Genomic DNA, 23,855 nt, shown 5'->3' with positions numbered 1-23,855 from the left:
GTCAATGCGCACCGTTTCGCCGAATGCCGCCGGCCACCAGGACGAAGCCGGCCAGCCCGAGCAGCGCCGCGAGCGCCTGCACCGGGAGCCAGCCGGCCGGATCGCCGGCACCGATCGCCAGCAGCGTGGGCAGGGTAGCCAGCAGTCCGAGGTCCACTCCGGTGACCAGCCGGTGCAGCGGGCCGGTCGGCACCATGCCCATCGGGGTGACCAGGGGCGGCAGGTCGTGCCGGACCGCACCCCGCCGGGCCGCCCGGAGGGCGCCGACGGCCAGCGCGGGACCGGCCACGGCACCGAGCAGCGGCCAGGTCGGGCCACCGGGCAGCGCCCCGGCGACCAGCGCCAGCGATCCGGCGCCCCAGGCACAGCCGACCAGCACCGGCAGTACCAGCCGGGCGGTCAGCAGCACCCGGCCGGGCAGGCCGAGCAGCCGGGCCAGGGCGGGCAGGTCACGGTCCCGACGGGCGTTGCCGGTCACCGCCCCGACGGCGGCGAACCCGCAGAGCAGCCAGCCGACGGCCACCACCGGACCGGGGCCGGCGACCTCGGCGAGCAGGACCGGCGGCAGCAGGGCACCGGCCGCCAGGGCCAGCCGTCCCGGCGACCGGCGCAGTGCCGTGACGTCGTGGGCGAGTACGGCGAGCGGGCCCGGCAGCCGGGGCAGGCCGGTACGCCGGGGCGACCGGGCGGCCCACCGGCGCTCCTCGACGGTCCGGGCGGCGGTGCCGAGGTCGAGCGTGACGACACCGGTCGAGACCGTCTCGGCGAAGGTGCCACCGGCGGCCAGGCTGGTCAGGCGTACCCGGTCGAGCCGGAGCAGGGCGAGGCCGGCGACGCCGACGGCCACGACTCCGGCGGCGGCCAGCGCGCCGGGCGGGGCGTCGACCACCGCCTGCGGCCAGCCCCACGGGCCGAGACCGGCGACCACGGCGAGCCGTCCCGGAGGGGCGAGCACGGTCAGCGCCGCCGCGACGGCGCCGAGCAGCAGCGCGGCGCGCTCCAGCAGCACCGCCGGCCCGTCGGTGAAGGTCTGTGCCAGGGTGGCGAGCCCGCCGACGAAGAGGCCACCGATCCCGCCGGCCAGCAGCACGAGCAGTTCCGTCGGGGCCACCACGGCCCAGGAGACGAAGGCGCCGTGCAGCAGCCCGGCGATCGTGGCCACGCCGAGCACCGCCAGTGCGGTCGGCCGGAGCAGGCCGCGTCGATCGGTCGGGCTGGGCAGCAGCCAGGACAGTCGGGCCGGTACGGCGGCCAGCGGGCCGAGCCGGGCCGCCCCGAGCAGTACGGCGGCGTACCAGAGCACGCCGATGGCGAGCAGGATGCCCGGCGGTGGGGTGACCGGTCGGCCCTGGCTGAACACGGCGACGACCCGGGGTGCGTTGCCGGCCAGTACGGCGCCGCCGATCAGTATCCCGAGCAGCCAGACGTACGCCCGCTCGGCGTGTGCGCCGGGCCGCGATCCGGCGCGGCGCCGCTCCCGCAGCCAACTCCGGACCGGAGCGACGGAACCAGCGGCGGCCGGACCAGTGCCGGCGGTACCGGTGGCGGCCGGGCTAGGCATGCCGGGCCGGTACGGTCAGCGGCTCGGCACCGGCCGCCGCGATCAGCACCGGGTCGTGGCTGGCCAGCACGACTGCCGCGGCCCGCCGGGCGTACTCGCGGAGCAGGCCGCCGAGCGCCGTCCGACCCGACTCGTCGAGATGTCGCTCCGGCTCGTCGAGCAGCAGCAGTCGACTCGGCCGGGCCAGTACGAGGGCGAGGGCCAACCGCTGGCGCTGGCCGGTGGAGAGCCGACCCGGCAGCACGGACGCGAAGCGGGCGACGCCGAGCCGGGCGGCCAGTTCGTCGGCGGGAAACCAGCCGGGCGGTACCGGCCGGTTGGCGAGCCGGACCAGTTCGAGGTGCTCTCCGGCGGTCAGGTTCGGGTACCAGGCGGCGGTGTCCAGCAGGCTCGCCACCGTACGCCGGAACGCCGGGGACCGTTCGTCGGCTGGTAAGCCCTCGACCAGGACCCGTCCGCCGAGCGGCCGGAGCAGCCCGGCGAGGCAGCGCAGCAGGGTGGACTTGCCGACGCCGTTCGGTCCGGTGACCGCGAGCACGTCTCCGGCGTCGACGGCGAGTCGCAGCCCGCGCAGTAACACCCGGTCGCGGTAGCCGATGTCGAGTTCCTCGGTCCGCAGGATCATCTCGGTGTCCCCCCGTTCCGGCACCTGTGCGACCTCGGGCAGCGTACCGCCGCGCGACACTAGATTGCCGCGCCAGCTAGCTGACTGTGCTACCTTCTTCGCCGTGGATCAGGAACGCCGTGGCCAGTGGCTGCGCGGGGTGCTCGACCTGTGCGTTCTCGCCCTGCTGCACCGCCGGGAGTCGTACGGGTACGAACTGGCCCAGTCGCTCGACGCGACCGGGATCGGCCCGATCCAGGGCGGCACCCTCTATCCGGTGCTGCTCCGGCTGCAACGCACCGGCCTGGTCACCGCGCAGTGGCGGGAGGGGGCCGCCGGCCCGGCCCGCAAGTACTACCGGATCACTCCGAGCGGCGCCGACACGCTGCGCCGGACCGCCGTCGACTGGGACGCCTTCACCGCCGGAGTGGGGATGGTCCTGCGGGAGGAGCGGACACGATGAACTCCGACGGATGGCTGCACGCGCTCACCGGTGAACTGCACCGGCGCGGCGTCGACGCGGACCTGTCCCGGCACGTGGTCGCCGAGGCTGCCACGCACCTGCGGGACAGCGGCGAGCCGCCGTTGCAGGTCTTCGGCCTGCCGGCCAACTACGCGGCGGCCGTGGCGGAGAGCGTCGGCACCCCGCGCCCCGGTGCCGGGGTCGCCCGGGTCGCCGCGCCGGCCGGACCGCCGCCCGCGCCCGGCCCGGTCCGGCTGGACGTACGCGGGATCACCAAGCGCTACCGCCGCCGGACCGTACTGTCCGATGTGGACCTGACGGTACGGGCCGGCGAGATCGCCGCCGTGGTGGGCGCGAACGGCGCCGGCAAGAGCACCTTCCTGCGGATCTGCGCCGGCCTGCTCAGCCCGGACTCCGGACAGGTCCGGGTGTACGGCAAGCTCGGCTACTGCCCGCAGTCCGGCGGCACCAACGACTACCTCTATCCCGAGGAGCACTTCGCGCTGGTCGGCGCCGGGCGAGGGCTGGACCGCGCCGAGGCGCGGGCGGCGGGTCGGAGCCACGCCGCCGCACTGGACTGGGATCCGGCGGGCCGGACGCAGGCCCGGCACCTCTCCGGCGGCACCCGGCAGAAGCTCAACCTGGTGATGGCCGCGCTCGGCGAGCCCGACGTACTGCTGCTGGACGAGCCCTACCAGGGTTTCGACCGGGGCACCTATCTCGACTTCTGGCAGCAGCTCTGGCGGTGGCGCGCGGACGGTCGGGCGATCGTCGTGGTGACCCACCTGCTCAACCAACTCGACCGGGTCGACACCGTGCTCGACCTGACCCCGGCCCGGGAGACGTCGGCATGACCAAGATCTGGACCGTGGCGGAACTGGCGCTGCGCGAGGTGCTCCGCCGCCGGGGCGTACTGCTGATCCTGCTGGTGTTCCCGCTGGCCTTCTACGCCAGCCGTCGGGGCGACCACGCCGGCCAGTCGATCCGGTTCGTCTGTCTCGGGCTGAGCTGGGCGCTGAGCACCGCCGCGCTCTTCGCCGGGAGCGCCGCCCGGGACATCGAACCCCGGCTGCGACTCTCCGGCTACCGGGCACACCACCTGCACCTCGGCCGACTGCTCGCACTCTGGACGGTCGGCGCCGTGCTGTCGGTGCCGTACTTCCTGCTGGTCCGCTTCGACCAGACCGACGTCCGGTACGGCGCGATCGCGCTGATCATGGCGTTGACGGTGGCCACCGCCGTGCCCTTCGGGCTGGCGCTGAGCGCGATCCTGCCCAAGGAGCTGGAGGGCACCCTGGTGCTGTTGATCGTGGTCGGCCTGCAGATGGTGATGGACCCGGCCGACACCGCCTCCCGGGTACTGCCGTTCTGGTTCAGCCGCGAGATCGGCACGTACGCGATCGACCACACCGACAGCGGTTACCTGGTCCGGGGCCTGGTGCACGGGGTGACGCTGACCCTGGCGCTCACCGCCCTGGTGGCGACCGCCTCCGGCATCCGGCTGCGGCAGCGCCGGCATCTGCGGTTCGAGTGAGGCTTCCGGCACGGTAGAGCGGCGCCGTAGAGTTGTCCGGGTGATCCCGCTGGAGGCGGCCGCTGCCGCGTACGCGACCTGGATCACGCCTGACCTGCCGCTCTACGGCAACGACCACGAGCGCACCGACTTCGCTCCCTGACCGGCCGGTTCCACCCACCGCCAACCGGCCCGTCACCCTCCACCCCTTCCCGGGAGCGATCCGCCATGTCGTCGACCGTCGACACCTCTGCCCTCACCGTCCTGAAAACCCCACAAACCGCCCGGGTACTCGCGGCCAGCCTGCTCGGCCGGATCCCGCTCGGCGCGGCACCGCTGGCCCTGCTGGTCTTCGCCCGCGAAACGATGACGCTGACCCTGGCCGGGCTGCTGGTCGGGGCGTACACCGCCGGGATGGCGGTCGGGCAGCCGATGCTGGCCCGGCTCGCCGACCGCTGGCGGCAACCGCCGGTGCTGTGGCTGGCGGTCGGCGGTTCCACCGCCGGCTTCGCGCTGGTCGCGGCGTCGTTGTCCACTCCGCTGACCATCGGCGCCGCCGTGCTGGCCGGGCTCGGGGCACCGCCGTTCGAGGCGTGCCTGCGGGTGCTGTGGCGGGACCTGCTGCCGGAACGGCAGATACACACCGCGTACACCCTGGACACCGCGACCCAGGAACTGATCTTCGTGGTCGGGCCGGTGTTGACCCTCGGCGCCGTCGCCGCGTGGGGCCCGGCCGGCGGGCTGGCCGCCGCCGCGCTCTGCCAGGCCGCCGGTACCGCCTGGTTCGCCACCGCCCCGGTGGTCCGCCGTTGGCGCGGTGTGCCGGCGGTACGGCACTGGGCCGGCCCGCTCCGCTCCGGCCCGCTGCGGGTGATCCTCGGCGCGCTGGTGCTGATCGGTGCCGGCGTCGGCAGCGTCACGGTGGCGGCGACCGGTTACGCCGAGGAGTCCGGTGGGCGGTCCTGGGCCGGCTGGCTGATCGCCGCCCAGGCGGTCGGGGCACTGGCCGGCGGCCTGCTCTACGTCCGCTCCGGCACCGCCCGCCGGTACGGCACGCTGCCGCGTGCGGCGGCGGCGCTGGCGCTCGGCTACCTGCCGCTGCTGCTGACCCCGGAGCCGCCGGTCATGCTGGCCCTGATGGCGGTCAGCGGGCTGGCCCTGCCGCCGCTGCTGACCATCACCTTCGTCGGCATCGACGGGGTGGCGCCGGCCGGCACCGCCGCCGAGGCGTTCGCCTGGGCCGCCACCGCCTTCGCGGTGGGCAGTGCGCTGGGCGCGGCGACCACCGGTCCGCTGCTGGACGGCACCGGCAGCGCCACCGCCGGCTTCGCCATCGCGCCGCTGACGATCGGACTGGCCTGGGCGATCCTCGCCCTGGCCGCCGGCCGCCGCCCGACGGCACCCGCCCCGGCCGAATACCAGACCGACGCCCCGGCCGGACACCAGACCACCGACGTCCCGGCTGGACACTAGAACACCGATGCGCCCGGCCGGGCGGTCGACGCCAGCCCGGCCGGGCGAGTGAACCGTCGGTGCCCGCCTGCGGTGCGATCGCGCACGCCATGACCGGTGGCTCTGGCCGGGCGGTAGTCCGTGGGTGCCGCTCCGGTCAGTGCTTCGGCTCCGGTGCGGGCGGATCGAGCAGCCCGGCCAGCCGGTCGACGCTCAGCGCGCTGGTCAGCAGCCGCTCCTTGCGGTTGCCCAGCAGCCGGCGGGTCCAGTCGACGAAGCCGCCGTCGCCGAGTTCGATCCGCTCGCCGTCGACCACCACTCCGATCTTGAAGCACCAACCGGTGTAGTAGCCCCGGCCGCCGGACCGGTCGGGGTCGTCGCGTACGACGACCTGCGGCAGGTCGGCGAGTGCGGCTCGGGCCGCCTCGGCGATCGGTCCCGCTGCCGGATCCAGCACGGTCAGGGCGACCTCGACCGTACCCACGCCGGCCGCCTCCAGCGCCGCGCAGAGGATCCGCAACTGCTCCCCGCAGCTACGCCGCTCGAACGCCTGGCTGCCGGTGTCCCGACCGGCGGTGACCAGGGCGAGGAGACTGAAGTGGGCAAACCGGCCGGCACCGGCGAAGCGCTGGGCCCGGATCACCCGTTGCAGGGTGGCCAGCCGCACCGGCGGTGCCGACCGGCCGTGCCGGACGAGCAGTTCACGGCGCCGGACCGCCGCCTCCAGCGCCAACCCGTTGGTCGGGTCGGCGGCCACCTCGCTGCCCCGGACGGTGGCGAGCACGTTGTTCTGGTTCACCCCGGCGACCACGGAGTGGGTGCCCAGCGGTGCGACCGGGGCGAGGGTGAGCAGTTCGTACCGGTCCGGAAGAGCGGAGAGCAGCACGTCCTCGGCCCGGCGCAGCCTGCGGAACCCGGCCTGCGCCGGCGCGACGAACCGGTCCTCGGCGTACCGGCGCAGCACGTCGGCCGGGCTGAGGAAGCCGGCCCGGGTCCGGAACGCGGCCAGCAGCAGGGTGACCAGCTCCGAGCCGGACAGCCGTACGCCGAGGGTGTTCAGGATCTCGGCGCCGCCGGCCTGGCGCAGCACCCGGGCCAGCGCGGCCCCCTCGACCGTGTCAGGATCCGCCATCGGATATCGCTATCACGACCGATCGCCGTCCACCACCCGCATTTCCACCCCGTCGGTCCCGGACCCGGCCGACCGGAGTCACTCGGGATCGAGCGACACCCGGCCCCGGCCGAACGCGTCGGTCCGGCCCCACCGGCCGGGGATGCCGATCAGTTCGATCCGGCCGAGGGCCTCCGGGATCGCCGGGTCGATCGTCAGGTGGTCGTGGTGCGGCCGCAGCCCGAGCAGGGTACGCAGCAGCATCAGCGGCGTACCCGCCGACGAGCAGTGCGGGCTGCACGCCCGGGGGTACTGCACCGGGTACTTGGTGAGCCGGCGATCGTATCCGGCGAACGCCTCCGGCATCCGGCCGCCGAAGTAGCGGGACGCCTCGACCATGGTCACCGCCAGCCGGGCCGCCTGCTCGGCGAAGCCGTACCGGCGCAGCCCCAACGCGATGATCGAGTTGTCCCACGGCCAGATCGCCCCGGTGTGGTAGCCGATCGGGTTGTACCAGGCCTGGTCGTCGGCGAGGGTACGGACGCCCCAGCCGGAGAAGAGCGGCCGGCTGAGCAGGTGGTCGGCGACCTGTCCGGCCCGGGACTCCTCCACGATGCCGCTCCAGAGCAGGTGCCCCATGTTCGAGGCGAGCGCGTCGACCTGGCCACCCTCGGCGTCCAGGGCGAGCGCGTAGTAGCCCCGGTCCGGCATCCAGAAGTCCCGGTTGAACCGGGTACGCAGGTCGGCCGCCTCCCGCTCCAACTGGTCCGCGTACGCCGGGTCGTTCCAGAACCTCCGGGCCAGCCGGGCGGCCCGCATCTTCGCGTCGTACGCGTAGCCCTGTAGTTCGCAGCTCGCCCGGGGCTTGCCGGGCAGCCGGCCGTCGGAGTAGGAGATGGCGTTCCAGGAGTCCTTCCAGCCCTGGTTCTCCAGCCCGCCGGGACTTCGGCACTCGTACCAGACGTAGCCGTCGTCCATCAGGTTGCCGTAGGTGTCGAGCCAGCGCAGCGCCGAGCGGGCCTCGTACTCCATCAGCCGCACCGTGTCGGCGTCCCCGGTCCACCGCTCGTACTCGTCGAGCAGCACCACGAACAGCGGCGTGGCATCCGCCGTGCCGTAGTAGGTGGTGTAGGGGGTGTCCTCGAAGCCGCCCGGTTCGCCGTACCGGATCTCGTGCAGGATCTTGCCCGGTTCCTCGTCCCGGAAGTCGTCGATCCGCCCGCCCTGGAGCAGGGCGAGCACCCAGAGCGCGTTGCGGGCGATCTCCGGCATGAACGGCAGCGTCTGGAAGCCGGTGATCAGGCTGTGCCGGCCGAACACCGTCATGTACCAGGGCAGCCCGGTCGCCAACAACCGCACCTGACTGGTCAGCCCGGTGTACTGCAACGCGGCGAGGTCGATCAGGCTGCGCCGGTACGCGTCCTCCAACGTCTCGGAGTCGCAGGTCAGCTTCGGCGCCCGGCCCAGCCATTCGCGCAGTTCCCGCTGCTTCTCCGGCCTGACCTGCTCGTAGCCGTGCAGGTTCTCCCGGACGTCCCGGCCACCCGCGCCCTGGATCGTACCGATCGCCCGGATGGTGGTGGACCAGTTCGCGTGGGCGTCGAGTTCGATCCGGAAGGTGAGCCCATCGGTGTCGAACTCGGCCGGCTCGGTGCTGGTGACGATCGTCTCCGAGACGTGCCGGTCCCGTTGGTGGCAGAGCCGCAGCCGGCCCGGCTCGACGAACTTCGCCGCCCGGCCGGGCAGGGACCGGGCCTCCCGGGCGTCGAAGACGTCCGCGAAGTCAGAGTCGATCTCCATCCGCAGGGTCAGCACCACCGGCTCGTCCCGGTGGTTGAGCACCGTCAGCCGCTCCTCGAACGCGCCACCGAGCGAACGGTGCCGGATCACCGAGGTCTTCGCGTCGACGTAGTGCGTCGGCTCGCCGGGCACCAGGAAGAACCGGGACTCGAAGTACTGGAGGTCGTCCGTCGAGAGAGCGTGCAGCCGCTCGCCGTCGATGGTGAGTACCCACTTGGAGAGGAAACGGGTGTCCCAGGCGAAGAGGCCGGCCGGATAGTCCGGCGACGGGTCGACGTCGCCACGGGAGTCGCTGAGCATGAACGTGTTGCCGTCCAGGATGCCGAGGAGTTCCTTCACCGCTGCCGCTCCCGTTCCCGTTCCCTACCCCGGCCGGCGAACCGTTCCCGGATCCGCTCCCGGGGGTCCCGGGTGCCGGGCGGCGACGGGAAGGCCCGCCGGAACATCAGCAGCAGCGGCAGGTTGCCCTGCACCGTCACGTCGTTCCGGTTGTAGGCGGCGACCACCTGTGCCTCGCCGAGCGCACACCTGTCGAACAGCGCCTTGTCGGTGGCGACCACACAGTCCGCGTCCCGCAACTCGTGCGAGACCAGCACGTTGCCCCGGTTGATCGCGACGAACCAGTGGTCGACCTCGCCGTCCCGGCGCAGGTCGAACCGGAGCGTTCCCCTGGCCTTGGTCGGCAGCAGGTCCGGCCCGCGCTGCTCGACCCGGGCGAAGAACTCGGCGGTCGGATCCGCCATCGGTTGGTGCCTCCCTTCCCGGCTCGTCCCTTCCCGGCTCGTCCCTTCCCGGCTCGTCCCTTCCCGGCTCGTCTCTTCCGGCGCGTCCCGCGCGTCCCCTCCGGCTCGTCCGTTCCATCCGGCGCGTCCGGCTCGTCCCGCCTGTCCCGCCCCGGTCCGGTGTCGCCGTGCCCCGGCCACCGCTGGTATCCCGGCTACTCCGTCAGGTGCGGCGGCGTCCGGCTGTGCTCCGCCCGTCCCCGGCCGAAGGCGTCGATCAGGCCCCACCGACCCGGAATGTCCAGCAGTTCCATCCGGCCCATCCCCTCCGGCAGGGCCGGATCCACCACCAGGTGCTCACCGTGCGGATCGAGGCCCAGCAGGGTCCGGATCAGCAGCATCGGCGTACCGGTCGACCACGCCTGCGGGCTGCACGCCGTCGGGTACTGCACCGGGTACTTCGTCAGCGCCCGGTCGTAGCCGGCGAACGCCTCCGGCAGCCGGCCGTCGAAGTACCGCCCCGCGTCGATCATCGCTTCGGCGATCTGGCCCGCCTCGTGCCGGAAGCCGTACCGGCGCAGACCCCAGGCGATCAGCGAGTTGTCGAACGGCCAGACCGTGCCGACGTGGTAGCCGATCGGGTTGTACCGGCCCTCCCCCTCGGCCAGGGTCCGCACCCCCCAGCCGGAGAAGAGCCGGGGCCCGAGCAGGTGCTCGGCGACCTTCGCGGCCCGGTCGTCGTCGACGATCCCGCTCCACAGCAGATGTCCCATGTTCGACGAGAGCGCGTCCACCTGGCCGCCCTCGGTGTCCAGGGCCAGCGCGTAGTACTCGCCGTCGGAGACCCAGAAGTCGCGGTTGAACCGCTCCTTCAGGTCCGCCGCCTCCCGCTCCAGTTGCTCGGCGTAGACCAGGTCCTGCCAGCAGAGCCGGGCCAGCCGGGCGCCGCGGATCTTCGCGTCGTACGCGTAGCCCTGTAGTTCGCAGGTGGCCCGGGGGAACGCCGGCAGCCGGCCGTCGGAGTACGAGATGGCGTCCCAGGAGTCCTTCCAGCACTGGTTCTCCAGGCCGTTGCGCAGGTTGCGCCGTTCGAACCAGACGTACCCGTTGCCCATCAGGTCCGCGTACCGGTCGATCCAGTGCAGCGCGGCCCGGGCCTCGTGCTCCAGCGTCTGGACCAGTTCCCGGTCCCCGCTCCACCGCTCGTACTCGTCGAGCAGGATCACGAACAGCGGGGTGGAGTCGGCCGAGCCGTAGTAGGGCGAGTGCGGCTGCTCCTCGAAGGCCGTCGACTCGCCGTACCGGACCTCGTGCAGGATCTTCCCGGGCTCGCGTTCCCGGAAGTCGTCCAGGCTGACCCCCTGGGCGAGGGCCAGGTAACGCAGCGTCGGCCCGGCGAGTTCCGGGGTGAACGGCAGGGACTGGAGGCAGGTGATCAGGCTGTCCCGGCCGAACATGGTCATGAACCAGGGCAGCCCGGCGGCCGGCAACGGCGGCCCGGAGACCAGTGGCGTGTACCGCAGTGCGGCCAGGTCGATCAGGCTCCGCTCATACGTCTCCGTCAGCGGCTCGCTGTCGCTGCTGAGCTTCGGCGCCCGGTCCAGCCAGGCGTCCAGGTCCTGGCGCAGTTCCTCGGGCGAGCGGCTGTGGTGCCGCTGGATGCTCAGCCGGATGTCCCGGCCGCCGGCCCCCTCCACCAGGGTTTCCACCCGCAGCCGGGTCTGCCACTGCTGGTGCGGCCCGATCCGCAGCGCGAAGCTCACGCCGCCCTGGTCGAACTGGGCCGGCGCGGTGGAGGTGACGATCGCCTCGCGCCGGAAGGTCTCCCGCTGGTAGCAGAGCCGCAGCCGGTCCGCCTCGACCAGTACGGTGGTGCCGCCCACCTTCTCCTTCACGTCCTTGATCTCGAACAGGTCGGCGAAGTCGCTCTCCACGTTCAACCGGACGGTCAGTTCGACCGCCTCGTCCCGGTGGTTGAGGACGGTGAGTTCCTCCTGGAAGCTGCCGCCGATCGTCCGGTGCCGGATCACCGACAGCTTGGCGTCCACATAGTGCGTCGGCTCGCCCGGGACCAGGAAGAACTGCGACTCGAAGTACTGCAGGTCGTCCACGGAGAGCACGCTGAGCCGTTTCCCGTCGACGGTCAGCTCCCACTTCGACAGGAACCGGGTGTCGAACGAGAACAGCCCGGTCGGGAAGGTCGGGGACGGGTCGATGTCGCCACGGTTGTCGCTCACCACGAAGGTGTTTCCGTCCAGGATGCTGACCAGTGGTTTCATTACCGCTGCCCCCGCTGCCGCACCCAGTCCCGGGGTTCGTGCGCGCCGGGCGGCCCCGGCACCAGGTGGTTCAGGTAGCTGTACAGCGTCAGCTTCCCCTGCACGGTGACCCGGTTACGCAGCAGCGCCGCGAACGGGTTCGCCTCGCCGGCCGCGATCCGGTTGAAGTAGTCCCGGTCGGTCCGGACCGTGCAGTCCGCCGCCCGGTCCGTCTGGGTCGCGCTCACGCTGCCGGCGCTGAGCACCAGCAACCAGGTGTCGACGTCCGTGTCCGATTCCAGTTCGAACCGGACCGTGCCCCGGATCCGGCCCAGCAGCGGGTCCGGCGGCCGGTGGTTGAGCCCCTCGAAGAACTCGGTGGTCGGATCCATCGCCCCGCCTCCCCCTCGCCCGCTCGCCGACGTCTCCCCGATCCCGGGTCGGTCGTGTCGCCGGAGCCGATCTGCGATACCGGCTGCCGCGTCGACGTGTGCCGTCGTCCGGAACCTGCCTCACCATCGGGTGCCCAGGGGTCACCCTCGTGGGGTGAGTTCGACGGCGGCACCGCCTGGACTCCGCCGCGCTCCACCGAGTCCACGAGACGAGGCGCCTAGCCCGACGAGCCCGGGGACGCCGTTGTCGCCCGGGCTCGTCGGGCCGCTCTCAGTTGTTCGGTTCATCGGCACTGATGTCGGCGAGCACGGACTGCGGCTCCCGCTCGACCGCGAGGTCGCCGAGGGAGACCAGGCCGATCAGCCGGCCCTCCTCGACCACCGGCAACCGCCGTACGCCGTACGTACGCATCAGGTCGGCGGCGGCCACCGCGTCGTCGTACTGCGTCACGGTGATCACGTCCTGGGTGAGGATCTGGCTCAACGTGGCACTCGACGGGTTCAACTGTTCGGCCACGCCCCGGACGGTGATGTCGCGGTCGGTGACGATACCGATCACGTCGTCCCCGTTGGTCACGATTACGTCGCCGATCGCACTGTCCCGCATCTCCTGGGCGGCAGCGGTGAGCGTGTCGCCGCCGTCCATGGTCACCAAGCGGGTCGTCATGAACTCTCCGACGGTCGTCATGCGGCTCCCCTCTCAATGTCGGCCGCCCCGGTCTACCCGGGCAGACCTCGACGTAACGCCGCTTGGGGGAGCAGACAGGCGTCAGGCGGCTCCGGGGACGTGGTCGCGCCAGGAGTGCTTCGGGGCGAAGCCGAGCAGTTCCCGGGCCTGGTCGATGGCGAGCAGTGTCTCGAACTCGCCGACCTCCCGGCTCAGCGGTACGCCGGGGAAGACCTCGCCGAGCAGTTCGACCGAGGGCCGGTCCATGATGGTGTCGGCCGCCGCGACGATGACGTTCCGGGAGCCGCTGACCGCTGCCTCCAGCCCGAGCCGGCACGCCTCGGCCACGTCCCGCACGTCGACGTAGCCCCAGAGGTTCCACTTCCGGGCGTACGGGTCGGCCCAGAAGGTGGGCACCCGCTGGTAGTCCTCGGGCAGGAAGATGTTGGAGAGCCGCAGCCCGACGAAGGGGATGCCGGACCAGCCGGCGACGTGCTCGGCGAGGCTCTCGCTGACCACCTTCGACAGCGCGTACGTCGTCGTCGGCACCGGGAAGTGCTCCTCGTCCACCGGCGCGTACCGGGGCGGGGTGTCGAACGGCAGTCCGAGGGTGGTCTCGCTGGACGCCCAGACCACCCGGGACAGCCCGAGTTGGGCCGCGCCGAGGAAGACGTTCGAGTTCATCGTGGTGTTGGCGGTCAGCGTCACCGCCGGGGTACGCAGGCCGGGGGCGGGGATGTTCGCCAGGTGCACCACCGCCTCGGTGTCGTGCAGCACCTCGACCGCCTGCCCGTAGTCGGTCAGGTCGGCCCGGAGCAGCGGCACCCCGAGGTCGACGGCTGCCGGCTCCACGTCGGTGGCGACCACCTCGTGGCCGTACGCCAGCAGGTGCGCGACGGTGGCCCGGCCGGCCTTGCCACTGGCTCCGGTGACACAGATCCTCATCGAAATCTCCTCGAAGTGCCGGGCCGGGGCGGCCCGTCGACGCCGAACCTGCCCGGGCGGAAAGCGGGAAGCGGGGCGACTGGCCACCACCACGCTCAGGCAGTCGGCCACCCGGCCCGGTCGCGCGGGTCGGTCGGCCGGGTCAGCCGCGCGGTGGCGCGCCGTACACCCGGTTGACGGGAAGTCGCAGTACCAGCCGGCGGTCGGCGACCATCGCCCGGCGGTAGTCGTCCCAGTCCGGGTGCTCGCCCTGGATCAGCCGGAACACGTCGACCAGTTCCTCGACGGTCGGGTCGGTCGGCTCGGCCGCCACCGGGGTCAGCTCGGCCCGGCCCTCGACGACCGCGTACGCCCAGCCGTCCGGGGTGCTGACCTGGAAGCTCGCCCGGGGGTCGCGGCGCAGGTTGGCGGTCTTGGCCCGGCCGTCGGTGATGGAGACCCGGATCAGTCGGCGTTCCGGGTCGAAGGTGTAGTTGACGTTGGACAGTTGTGGCCGCCCGTCCCGCTTGATCGTCGCCAGCACGCCGAGCGACCCGTCCCGGACGATGCCGAGCAGCGCCTGTTCCGTCCGGCCGTCCGTCACGTTCGCCTCCCAGCCAACAAAGATCACCCCAACCTACCGTCCGACGGCCCGGTTCGGCGAGAATCGGCCGGTCGGCCCGGGGCCTGCGCCGGAGCCGGTACGCCGGGCATCGGCCCGGCATCGACCCGGGGGGCCAGGTCGGTGAGCAGCCGCTCGACGAGCCCGCAGAGGACCCTGATCTCGTCCTCGCGCAGCGCGCCGAACCAGTCGGCCACGGCAGCGTGGTCGGCGTCGTCGCGGTCGCGCCAGTACTCCGTGTTCGCCTCGGTGGCGACCAGCCGGCGGCGGCGCCGGTCCGCCGGGTCGGGCTCGACCCGGAGCAGGCCCTTGCGGGTGAGCGCGGTGACCAGTTGGGCGACGTTCTGGTGGGTGCTGCCCAGGGCGGCGGCGGCCTCGGACAGCGCCGGAGCGCCGAGCGCGAGGACGACGGTGAGCAGCGCGGCCTGCTGGGTGGTGAGGCCGTCCGGGCGGAGCCGTTCGTCCATCAGGTAGCGCAGTCGCTGGGCGAGCAGCAGCACCAGCCGGAATGCCCGGACCGGTGGCTCCAGCCCGGCTCCGGTTGCTCCGGTCTCGAACAGGGGCTTCCCGGAGGACGACATGAGCAATATATTACCCATCAAGAGAAGCCCAATATATTGCCTATCCCCGGGACGCCTACATGATCTGTCTGATCCCGCACTGCGCGTACCTCTCCCAGACCTCCCGGATGCTGGAGATCCACCGGGCGCTCACCGCCCGGGGCGTACCGGTCCGGGTGGCCACGCACGGCGGCACCTATGAGCACCTGCTGGCCTCGGCCGGCGTGTCGTACGACGTGCTCGGCCCGCCGATGACTCCGGAGCGGTGTGCCCGGTTCCTGCGCGACCAGCCCAGCACCGGGTCGGTGCGACAGAGCGCCTACACCGACGACGAACTCCGGGCGTACGTCCGGGCCGAGGTCGACTACTTCCGGGCGCACGGGATCACGGTCGCGGTCACCGGGTTCACCCTCAGCACCGTGCTCTCCACCCAGGTCGCCGGAATCGGCCTGGTCACCGAGCACTCCGCGAGCTGGGTGCCGCCGGTCTTCGAACGCGGCCTGCTGCCGGTGCCGACCCGGCCGGTCGTACCGGCGCTGCGGTTCCTGCCCGACCGGCTCGTCCGGCGGCTGCTCAACGCCGCCCCGCCCCGGGTCGACTTCTACTGTGCCGGGTTCAACCGGGTCGCCGCCGAACTGGGTGTACCGCCGGTGCCGAGCCTGGCCGCGCTGCTCCTCGGCGACCTGACCCTGGTCACCGAGCTGCCCGAGGTGCTCGGCGTACCGGCGGCGGAGATCGCGGCCTGGTCTCCGGCCGGCCGCCGGGGCTACCGGCCGGAGACCCGGCTGTGCTGCACCGGCCCGCTCTTCGCCCACCTGGACGTGCCGGTGCCGGAGCGGGTGGACCGGTTCCTCGACCAGCCCGGCCCGGTGGTCTACGTCGCCGTCACGTCCAGCCCGCCGGAGCTGGTCCGTGCGGCGGTCCGGTCACTGGCGGCGCTGGACGCCCGGGTGCTGGTCGCCGCGACCGTGCACGACCTCGGCGACCTCGAAAGCGCCCGGGTGATGGTCGGCGGCGTGCTGCCCAGCCACCTGGTCATGCCCCGGGTGGACCTGGCGGTCACCGCCGGCGGGCAGGGCAGCGTACAGACCGCGATGGCCGCCGGCACGCCCCTGCTCGGCCTGCCGTTGCAGGTCGAGCAGGAACTGAACCTGGCCCTGTTGGAACGCCTCGGCGCAGCCCGTCGGATCGCACTGCGACACGCCGGCACCACCGCACTGGCCACCGCCGCCCGGGAGATGCTGGCCGACCCCGGCCACCGTCGCGCGGCGGAGCGGATCCGCGACCACTACGCCGCCGTCGACGGCGCGGCCAACGCCGCCGACGCCGTCATCGGGTACGCCGACAGCCGCTGACCCCGGCGCTCAACCCCGCTCGCCCGCCACCAGCTCGGCGATCTGTACGGCGTTCAGCGCCGCACCCTTGCGCAGGTTGTCGTTCGAGCAGAAGAACGCGAGCCCGTGCGCGACGGTCTCGTCCACCCGGATCCGCCCGACGTACGTCGGGTCCTGGCCGGCCGCCAGCAGCGGGGTGGGCACGTCGGCCAGCGCCACCCCGGGCGCCCCGGTCAGCAGCTCGACCGCCCGCTGCGGGCTCAGCGGCTCGGCGAAGCTGGCGTTGACCTGCAACGAGTGGCCGGTGAATACCGGCACCCGGACACAGGTGCCGGAGACCTTCAGCCCGGGAATCTCCAGGATCTTGCGGCTCTCGTTGCGGAGCTTCTGCTCCTCGTCGGTCTCCGCCGACCCGTCGTCGACGATCGCGCCGGCCAGCGGCAGCACGTTGAAGGCGATCGGCTGGGCGTACTGCCGGGGGGTCGGGAACTCGACGGCCCGGCCGTCGTGGGTGAGCGCCACGGCGCCGTCGGCCACCTTGCGGACCTGCTCGTCCAGCTCGGCGACCCCGGCCAGCCCGGAGCCGGAGACCGCCTGGTAGGTCGAGACCACCAGGCCGACCAGTCCCGCCTCGGCGTGCAGCGGGCGCAGCACCGGCATCGCCGCCATGGTGGTGCAGTTCGGGTTGGCGATGATCCCGCGCGGGCGTACGGCGGCGGCGTGCGGGTTGACCTCGGCGACCACCAGCGGCACCTCGGGGTCCATCCGCCAGGCCGACGAGTTGTCGATCACCACCGCGCCGGACTCGGCGACCCGGGGGGCGAGCGCCCTGCTCGTGCCCTTTCCGGCGGAGAAGAGCGCGATGTCCAGCCCGGTGTAGTCGGCGGTCTCCGCGTCCTCAACGGGAATCTCGACGTCCCGCCAGGACAGGGTGCGCCCCGCCGACCGGGCCGAGGCGAAGAGCCGCAGCTCGTCCACCGGGAACTGGCGTTCGGCGAGTATCCGCCGCATCACGCCACCGACCTGGCCGGTGGCCCCCACAATGCCGATCCTCATACCGCGAGGCTACTCAGCCACCGGGGCGGCCCGGCATCCGATTACCGCGCCGCCCACCATCCGGGCAGCTCAGCCCGGCCGGTGCCCGGTCAGCCGGCGGCGTCGACCAGCTCGCCGAGCCCGCTGGCGACCAACTCGTCCCGGATCAGCGCCGCGTCGCCCTCGATCACCAGGGTCAGGCCCTGCGGGTGCAGGTGCGTCGCCGCCGCCGCCGACACCGTCGGCTCGTCGGTCGAGAGCAGCCGCTCGCGCAGCGTCGCGTGGTAGTCGTCCGGCAGGTCGTGCACCACAAGCGTGGCCAGCGCGCTGGCGATGGCCCGGGGAGTCTGCAACTCCACCGAAAGCTGCCCGGCCCGCCAGGCCCGGGCGACCGCCAGCTCCGACTCGGTCACCCCGGCGTCCCGGGTACGGGTGATCTCGCCGATCGCGTCCACCAGGGCCGGGGCGGTCACCGCGGTCTGTACCCCGGAGCTGACCACGAACCGCCCGAACCGCCGGGAGTGGCCGAACTCGGACCTGATCCCGTACGTGTAGCCGCGTACCTCCCGGATCAGGTGGTTCAGCCGGGAGGTGAACGCCCCGCCGAGCACCGTGGCGGCCAGCGTCATCGGCACGTAGTCCGGGTGTGCCCGGTGCGGGGCGGGGTGCCCGAGCCGCAGCGTGGACTGCACCGAGCCGGGCCGGTCGACCAGGATGATCCGCCGCTCGGTGCGTACCGGCACGTCGAGCGGGGGGCCGGGCGGCTCGGCGGCACCGGAGGCACCGGCGAACGCGGTGGTGCCGAGTTCGTCGAGGTCGATCCGGTCCAGGTCGCCGACGACCAGCAGGGTGCCGAGCCGGGTCAGCCAGTCGGCGTGGAACGAGGTCACGTCGTCCACGGTGACCGCCGCCACCGACTCGGGATCGCCGTCCATCGGGCGGCCGGGCCGCTGGTCCGCCCCGAACAGGTCGGCCCGGAGCGCGGCATCGGCCCGGGGGCCCGGGTTCGCCCAGTACATCCGCAGCGCGGTGACCTCGTCGTCGCGTACCCGGGTGATGTCCGCCGGGTCGAGGCGCGGGGTCCGGACGGCCTCGGCCAGCAGTTCCACCGCAGCCGGCAGCCGGTCCACCTGCACCTGCACGCTGACCTGGAACGCGTCCCAGTCGCTGGCGATCGAAAGTTCGGTGCCGAGCCCCTCCAACGCGAGCGCGTACGCCGTCGAGTCGCGCCGGGTGGTCCCCTCCTCCAACGCCTTGGCGAGTACCCCGGAAAGCCCCTCGCGGCCGACCGGCTCGCGCCCGGCGCCGCCGTCGAGCAGCAGCACCGCGACCGCGAGGTTGTGTCCGGGCAGGTGGGCGGCGACCACGTTGCCGCCGGCCACCGTCTTGCGGACCACCCGGGGGAAGGTGTACGGACGCGCCGTCCCGGTCGGCGGCCGTTCCGTGATCAGGATGGGGCCGGGCTCGGTCATGACGCCTCTTCCTGGGTCTCCGGCAGATAGGTCAGGGTCGCCCGGTCCTCGGGCCGGAGCAGTTCGGCGGCGAGCGCGGTCACCTGCTCGGCGGTGACCGCGAGCCAGCCCGGCAGCCGGTCGGCCGCCCGGGCCGGGTCGCCGAGCTGGGTGGCGTGCCGGCCGAGGATGTCGGCCCGGCCGTCCACGCTGGCGAGCTGCCGCCACCAGCCGGTGGTGAGCAGCGCCTTGGCCCGGTCGAGTTCGGCCCCGGTCACCCCGTCGGCCAGCCCGTCCAGCACCTCGACGAGTCCCGCCTCCAACTGCTCGGCGGTCACCCCGTCCCGGGCGGTGGCGGTGACGATCAGCGGAGCCGGCGCGTACGCCAGGTCGACGCCGAACGCGCCCACGCTGTCCGGCTGGGCGAGCCGGGCACCGTCGGCGAGCCGCTGGTAGAGCCGGCTGCCCCGGCCGCTGCCGAGCAGCGTGGCCAGCACGGTCAGGGTGTCGTAGCCGGGGCCGCCGAACGGATGGGTCCGGTGCGTCAGATAGACCCTCGGCGCCGGCACGTCGGCGGTGACGGTCTCCCGGACCGGGCTGCCGGTGGCCGGCACCACCCGGCCGTCCGGGGCCGGCGGGATGTCCGGCTGCGGTACCAGTTTGCCGAAGTAGCGCTCGGCCAGCGCGAAAACCTCGTCGGCCGAGGCATCCCCGGCCACCGTGAGCACCGCGTTGTTCGGCGCGTAGTAGGTGGTGTGGAACGCCTGGAAGGTGGCCAGGTCGGCGGCGTTCAGGTCGGCCATCGAGCCGATCGTCGCGTGGTGGTAGGGGTGTCCGGGCGGATAGAGCAGCGGCAACAGACGCAGCCAGGCGTCGCCGTACGGCACGTTCTCGTAGCGCTGCCGCCGCTCGTTCTTCACCACCTCGCGCTGGTTGTCCAGCGTCTCCTGGGTGAGTGCCGGCACCAGGCCGCCCATCCGGTCCGCCTCCAGCCAGAGCGCCAGTGCCAGGTGCTCGGACGGCAGCGTCTCGAAGTAGTTCGTCCGGTCCGGGTTGGTGGTCGCGTTCAGCGAACCGCCGGAACCCTGCACCAACTTCATGTGCTCGGTCTTGGCCACGTTCACCGAACCCTCGAACATGAGGTGTTCGAACAGGTGGGCGAAGCCGGTCTGGCCGTCGGGCTCGTGCCGGGAGCCGACGTCGTACCAGAGGTTCACCGCGACGACGGGGGCGCTGCGATCCTCGCTGACCACCACGCGCAGGCCGTTGTCCAGCCGGGTGGTCTCGATCGGCCAGGGATAACCGGTCTCGGGCATGGCCACGACGCTATCCGATCGACCCGGTCCGGCGGGTACAACCCCGCCGGGAGGGGCCACAGTGGTCGGCTCCGCTTCCGGCCGCCCGGAGGCTGTTCACGGCCCGGTCCCGACGCCTATCGTGCGATCACCCCCGCAACCGGTCGATGAGTTGGCCGGGTGGCAGGAACACCCGCGCGACCGACCGGCGCTCGGAGTAGTCCCAAGGAGACAGACGTGACGACCCCCTCGTTACCCGCCGCCACCCGCGGTCGGGCGGCACCCCGCCGACGCCTGGCCGCCCTCGTGGTGGCCACCCTCGCCGCCGGCGTCCTGCCGGTGCTGAGCACCCCGGCCACCGCCGCGCCGAGCCAGCCGGCGAACCCGTGGACCAGACTCGCCGAAGGTTCCGCCGCCGCCCGCTCCGCCGGGCCGGCCGACGTCCGGGCCGAGCGGTTCACCGGGTACGCCCTGGACCGGGCGAGCCTCGCCGCCACCCTGGACCGGGCACCCGAGGAGCGCGTCGGCGCCGCCCCGGCCCGGTCGCTGGAGGTGGCGCTGCCCGCCCCGGACGGCACGTTCCAGCGGTTCGCGCTGGTCGACTCGCCGGTGATGGCGCCCGGCCTGGCCGCCCGGCATCCGGAGATCCGGACGTACGCCGGCCGGGGACTGGACGATCCGACCGCGACGGTCCGGGCCGACCTCACCCCGCTGGGCTTCCACGCCTCGGTCCGCTCCGAGCACGGCGTCTGGTACGTCGACCCGTACAGCCGGCAGGACCAGGGCCGGTACGCCAGCTACTACGTCAAGGACACCGTCAACCCGGACGAGCCGTTCGTCGAGCGGGAGGACGTGGCGCACGCCGCCGAGGCGCTCGCCGACTCCGTCGGTGCGGCACCGGGCGCGGCCGGCGGCGACGTGACGCTGCGGACGTACCGGTTGGCCCTGGTCACCGACCCGTCCTACGCCACCTACTTCGGTGCCGCCAACGTCACCGCCGCCAAGGTGACGCTGGTGAACCGGGTGAACCAGATCTACGAGGACGAGACCGCGATCCGGCTGGTGCTGGTCGACGAGACCGAGAAGACCAACCTGAACACCCCGGCCGAGGCGACCGGGGCGAACGGGCCGTGCGGTGCGGCGCCCTGCTACACGGCGGCGCAGCTCTCCTCCTGCGGCAGCGGCACGCTGACCCGCAACAACATCGTGCTGGGCCAGCTCGTCGGGGCGTCCAACTACGACGTCGGGCACATCGGGCTCGGCGTGAACGGCGGCGGGATCGCCGGCCTGGGCGTGGTCGGCGGGGCGAACAAGGCCCGCGGCTGCACCGGCCTGCCGACCCCGGTCGGCGACTTCTTCGCGGTCGACTACGTCTCGCACGAGATCGGCCACCAGTTCGCCGGCAACCACACCTTCAACGGCACCCAGTGGAACTGCTCCGGCGGCAACCGCAGCGCCGCCAACTCGTACGAGCCGGGCAGCGGCTCCTCGATCATGGCGTACGCCGGCATCTGCCAGCAGGACAACCTGCAACCGCACAGCGACCCGTACTGGTCGCAGCGCAGCTACACCGAGATCACCACGTACGTCACCTCGGCCCGGCCGGCCGTCAACGAGGTGCAGAACGTCTCGCTGCGCGAGTTCGACACCGCCGGTGACTCGTTCACGCTCAGCTACGGCGGCGCGGAGTCGGCGCCGATCGTCCGGGGCGGCAACTACACGGCGGCCGGGATCAGGGCGGCGATCGAGGGGATTCCCGGCTGGCCGGCCGGGGCCACCGTCGCGGTCGCGCCGTTCGGCGGTAGCGGCCTGCTGGACGACACCGGCTTCCAGGTCACCTTCGCCGGTGGCCCGGTGGCGGGCGTCAACGTCGGGGCGCTCGGCGTCACCGGCGCCAGCGGCGCGGACGGGTTCGTCGGCGAGACGGTCAAGGGCGGCCCGATCGACAACGGCGGCTGGCAGGTCGAGCAGACCGACAACACCGCCCCGGTGGTCACCGTGCCGACCGGGTACACGATTCCGGTGCGTACCCCGTTCGCGCTCACCGGCAGCGCCACCGACGCGGACGGCGACACGGTGACGTACCTCTGGGAGCAGAACGACCGGGGCGGGGTGAGCGGCGGCAGCACCGCCGGCACCGCGCTGGTCAGCAACACCAAGACCAACGGTCCACTCTTCCGGCAGTTCGGTACGGCGGCGATCGTCAGCCCGACCGACACCCTGGAATACCACTCTCCCGGGCTGAACGCCGTGACCACCAACCCGACCCGGGTCTTCCCGGACCTGGCGCAGATCGCCGGGAACAACACCAACGCGAAGACCGGCACCTGCCCGGCCGCGCCGGCACCGCCGGTGAGCGGCGGGGCGAGCAACGTGCCGCCGGAGATCATCGACTGCTACTCGGAGTTCCTGCCCACCACCGACTGGGTTGGCTTCAACGGTGACCGGACCCTGCACTTCCGGCTCACCGCCCGGGACGGCAACCCGGGCGCGGGCGGGATCGGCAGCGCCGACACCGCGCTGACCCTGGCCCCGGCCGCCGGACCGTTCCTGGTCACCTCGCAGGCCACCGCCGAACCCCTGGTCGGCGGCACGGCCGTGCCGGTGACCTGGGACGTCGCCGGCACCGACGCCGCGCCGATCGGGGTGACCGAGGTGAAGATCTCGCTCTCCGTCGACGGCGGCAACACCTTCCCGCACGTCCTGGCGGAGCGGACCGCCAACGACGGCACCGAGTCGGTGACCCTGCCGAACGTCGGCGCCAAGGCGGCCCGGATCAAGATCGAGGCGGTCGGCAACGTCTTCTTCGACCTGAACGACGCCAACTTCGCACTCCGGGCCACCCCGACTGTGACCTCCACCGGTGGTGAACTGGTCACGGTCCAGTACAGCGACCCGATCCTGCCGGAGGTCCACGTCACGGCCACCGACCCGGACGGCGGTCCGGGGCAGCTCACCGCCACCGCCACCGGGCTCCCCGCCGGCCTGCTGCTCGGCACCAAGAGCCCGGAGGAGCCGGACACCAACGGGAAACCGGCCGTCTGGGGCGTCGTCGGCAACAACCGGGCGACCCCGGGCGACTACCCGGTGACGGTGACCGTCACCGACCAGCACGGGCTGGTCGGCACGGTCTCGTTCACCATCCGGGTGCTGCCGGAGTCGGCAGAGGTGGCCTACACCGGGGACACGCTGGTCTCGGCGGCCGGCTCGGGCCGGAACGCGGAGGTGCTGCTCCAGGCCAACCTGCGGGAAATCTCCCCGTACACCGGGGCCGAACCGTGGCCGGGTGACGTCTCGACCGCGACGGTGACCTTCACCGCCGGTGGCCGGACGCTCTGCACGGACGTACCGGCACCGCTCGGTACCGACGAGTTCGCGTCGGTGGCGAGCTGCACGGCGAGCCTGCCGACCGGCAGCCACGAGGTGACCGCCACCCTCGGCGGCAACTACGCCGGCAGCGCCAAGGGCCGGGTCGAGGTGAGCCGGTCGGGTACCTCGGTGGTGCTCGGCGGCGGCTCGCTGACCCCGACGAGGTCGGCCGGGGCGTACCGGGTGGACCCGAACTCCAAGGTCGACTTCACCGTGCTGGTCGCGCAGACCCGGCTCGGCGGCACCGGTACGTCGATCGTGTCCTTCCGGTCCGAGGGCCGGAAGTACGAGATCAGGGGCGTCGGGCTCGACTCGTTCGGCGTACGGTCCAGCGGCGGCACCGACCGCCTCGACCTGCGCACCCGGGCCGGCCTGTACGACGTCACCGACCCCCGCCGCCCGGTCGCGGTGGCCACCGGACTCACCCTCCGGATCACCGGCACCGACCGTGGCCTGCTCGGCGGTAGGGACGGCATCGCGGTCACCCTGGCCGAGGGCGACCGGCTGCTCCTCTCCTCGGCCTGGACCGGGCTGGCCAGCCAGGAGGTCAACCTGACCAGCGGAACGCTGCTCGTCCTCTGAGGTCCGGCGAGGGCCCTTCCCGTCGCGTCCGCGTGGGAAGGGCCCTCGTCCGCCTACCAGGACAGCGTGCCCCGGCCTGCGGCGCGGCACGCCCTGTGTGCCCCTGGCGACGCCGGCTGCACGTACGATCGAGGTCAGGA

At 73.0% G+C, this 23,855-nt stretch carries 20 protein-coding genes and 1 pseudogene; 6 read left to right on the top strand and 15 right to left on the bottom strand.

Annotated features, from left to right (window positions below; translation table 11 throughout):
• Position 1: 1 nt before the first annotated feature.
• The 3 genes and pseudogenes from Pen02_RS33920 to Pen02_RS43265 all read right to left on the bottom strand — a co-directional run.
• The gene (locus Pen02_RS33920) at positions 2-1,561 is read right to left on the bottom strand and encodes a DUF6297 family protein (protein WP_203870260.1); all 1,560 of its coding nucleotides are present in this window, start codon (positions 1,559-1,561) and stop codon (positions 2-4) included.
• The gene (locus tag Pen02_RS43270) at positions 1,554-1,766 is read right to left on the bottom strand and encodes an AAA family ATPase (protein ID WP_443678491.1); all 213 of its coding nucleotides are present in this window, start codon (positions 1,764-1,766) and stop codon (positions 1,554-1,556) included. The genes Pen02_RS33920 and Pen02_RS43270 overlap by 8 nt, the downstream gene beginning before the upstream one ends.
• A 3-nt stretch (positions 1,767-1,769) precedes the next feature.
• Positions 1,770-2,123 (bottom strand): annotated as a pseudogene (locus Pen02_RS43265) (ABC transporter ATP-binding protein); the annotation flags it as partial.
• A 166-nt stretch (positions 2,124-2,289) separates the two neighbouring features.
• On the opposite strand from Pen02_RS43265, the gene Pen02_RS33910 reads away from it, so the two are divergent.
• From Pen02_RS33910 to Pen02_RS33895, 4 genes are all read left to right on the top strand, one after another.
• The gene (locus Pen02_RS33910) at positions 2,290-2,628 is read left to right on the top strand and encodes a PadR family transcriptional regulator (protein WP_203870259.1); all 339 of its coding nucleotides are present in this window, start codon (positions 2,290-2,292) and stop codon (positions 2,626-2,628) included.
• A complete protein-coding gene (locus tag Pen02_RS33905) occupies positions 2,625-3,482 on the top strand; it encodes an ABC transporter ATP-binding protein (protein ID WP_203870258.1) in 858 nt (285 codons plus the stop codon). The genes Pen02_RS33910 and Pen02_RS33905 overlap by 4 nt, the downstream gene beginning before the upstream one ends.
• On the top strand, positions 3,479-4,162 hold the full coding sequence (locus Pen02_RS33900; RefSeq protein WP_203870257.1) for an ABC transporter permease: 684 nt from the start codon (positions 3,479-3,481) through the stop codon (positions 4,160-4,162). The genes Pen02_RS33905 and Pen02_RS33900 overlap by 4 nt, the downstream gene beginning before the upstream one ends.
• A gap of 207 nt (positions 4,163-4,369) precedes the next feature.
• Entirely contained in the window at positions 4,370-5,614 is a 1,245-nt protein-coding gene (locus Pen02_RS33895; protein ID WP_203870256.1) for an MFS transporter, read from the top strand.
• A gap of 136 nt (positions 5,615-5,750) precedes the next feature.
• Here the strand turns inward: Pen02_RS33895 and Pen02_RS33890 are convergent, their stop codons facing one another.
• The 9 genes from Pen02_RS33890 to Pen02_RS33850 form a co-directional block, all read right to left on the bottom strand.
• A complete protein-coding gene (locus Pen02_RS33890) occupies positions 5,751-6,725 on the bottom strand; it encodes a hypothetical protein (RefSeq protein WP_203870255.1) in 975 nt (324 codons plus the stop codon).
• 78 nt (positions 6,726-6,803) lie between these two features.
• Positions 6,804-8,843 carry an amylo-alpha-1,6-glucosidase gene (locus tag Pen02_RS33885; protein ID WP_203870254.1) on the bottom strand — a complete coding sequence of 680 codons (2,040 nt, stop codon included), beginning with the start codon at positions 8,841-8,843 and terminating at the stop codon, positions 6,804-6,806.
• On the bottom strand, positions 8,840-9,247 hold the full coding sequence (locus Pen02_RS33880; RefSeq protein ID WP_203870253.1) for an SCP2 sterol-binding domain-containing protein: 408 nt from the start codon (positions 9,245-9,247) through the stop codon (positions 8,840-8,842). The genes Pen02_RS33885 and Pen02_RS33880 overlap by 4 nt, the downstream gene beginning before the upstream one ends.
• Before the next feature lie 194 nt (positions 9,248-9,441).
• Positions 9,442-11,505: an amylo-alpha-1,6-glucosidase gene (locus Pen02_RS33875; protein ID WP_203870252.1), complete on the bottom strand. Its 2,064-nt coding sequence runs from the start codon at positions 11,503-11,505 to the stop codon at positions 9,442-9,444.
• Complete coding sequence (locus tag Pen02_RS33870; protein ID WP_203870251.1) at positions 11,505-11,876, bottom strand: SCP2 sterol-binding domain-containing protein; 372 nt, start codon at positions 11,874-11,876, stop codon at positions 11,505-11,507. The genes Pen02_RS33875 and Pen02_RS33870 overlap by 1 nt, the downstream gene beginning before the upstream one ends.
• 271 nt (positions 11,877-12,147) lie before the next feature.
• The gene (locus tag Pen02_RS33865) at positions 12,148-12,564 is read right to left on the bottom strand and encodes a CBS domain-containing protein (protein ID WP_203870250.1); all 417 of its coding nucleotides are present in this window, start codon (positions 12,562-12,564) and stop codon (positions 12,148-12,150) included.
• Positions 12,565-12,645: 81 nt separating this feature from the next.
• Positions 12,646-13,488: an NAD-dependent epimerase/dehydratase family protein gene (locus Pen02_RS33860; RefSeq protein WP_203870249.1), complete on the bottom strand. Its 843-nt coding sequence runs from the start codon at positions 13,486-13,488 to the stop codon at positions 12,646-12,648.
• Between the two features lie 142 nt (positions 13,489-13,630).
• Entirely contained in the window at positions 13,631-14,071 is a 441-nt protein-coding gene (locus Pen02_RS33855) for a PPOX class F420-dependent oxidoreductase (protein ID WP_203870462.1), read from the bottom strand.
• Between the two features lie 23 nt (positions 14,072-14,094).
• A complete protein-coding gene (locus Pen02_RS33850; RefSeq protein WP_203870248.1) occupies positions 14,095-14,670 on the bottom strand; it encodes a MarR family winged helix-turn-helix transcriptional regulator in 576 nt (191 codons plus the stop codon).
• A gap of 59 nt (positions 14,671-14,729) precedes the next feature.
• Between Pen02_RS33850 and Pen02_RS33845 the strand changes: the two genes are divergently transcribed.
• Positions 14,730-16,004, top strand: coding sequence for a glycosyltransferase (locus Pen02_RS33845; RefSeq protein ID WP_203870247.1), 1,275 nt, complete (start codon positions 14,730-14,732; stop codon positions 16,002-16,004).
• 9 nt (positions 16,005-16,013) lie between these two features.
• Here Pen02_RS33845 and Pen02_RS33840 read toward each other — a convergent pair whose 3' ends face one another.
• From Pen02_RS33840 to Pen02_RS33830, 3 genes are all read right to left on the bottom strand, one after another.
• The gene (locus Pen02_RS33840) at positions 16,014-17,039 is read right to left on the bottom strand and encodes an aspartate-semialdehyde dehydrogenase (RefSeq protein WP_203870246.1); all 1,026 of its coding nucleotides are present in this window, start codon (positions 17,037-17,039) and stop codon (positions 16,014-16,016) included.
• Between the two features lie 89 nt (positions 17,040-17,128).
• On the bottom strand, positions 17,129-18,490 hold the full coding sequence (locus tag Pen02_RS33835; protein ID WP_203870245.1) for a M16 family metallopeptidase: 1,362 nt from the start codon (positions 18,488-18,490) through the stop codon (positions 17,129-17,131).
• On the bottom strand, positions 18,487-19,785 hold the full coding sequence (locus Pen02_RS33830; RefSeq protein ID WP_203870244.1) for a M16 family metallopeptidase: 1,299 nt from the start codon (positions 19,783-19,785) through the stop codon (positions 18,487-18,489). Before Pen02_RS33830 ends, Pen02_RS33835 begins: the two co-directional genes overlap by 4 nt.
• Before the next feature lie 216 nt (positions 19,786-20,001).
• On the opposite strand from Pen02_RS33830, the gene Pen02_RS33825 reads away from it, so the two are divergent.
• On the top strand, positions 20,002-23,715 hold the full coding sequence (locus Pen02_RS33825) for a reprolysin-like metallopeptidase (RefSeq protein ID WP_239141743.1): 3,714 nt from the start codon (positions 20,002-20,004) through the stop codon (positions 23,713-23,715).
• Positions 23,716-23,855: the final 140 nt, after the last annotated feature.

The organism is Plantactinospora endophytica (assembly GCF_016862915.1).
GTDB classification, from domain to species: Bacteria; Actinomycetota; Actinomycetes; order Mycobacteriales; family Micromonosporaceae; genus Plantactinospora; species Plantactinospora endophytica.
Note: the sequence above shows the minus strand (reverse complement) of the source record. Positions and strands in the feature narration are given on the sequence as shown.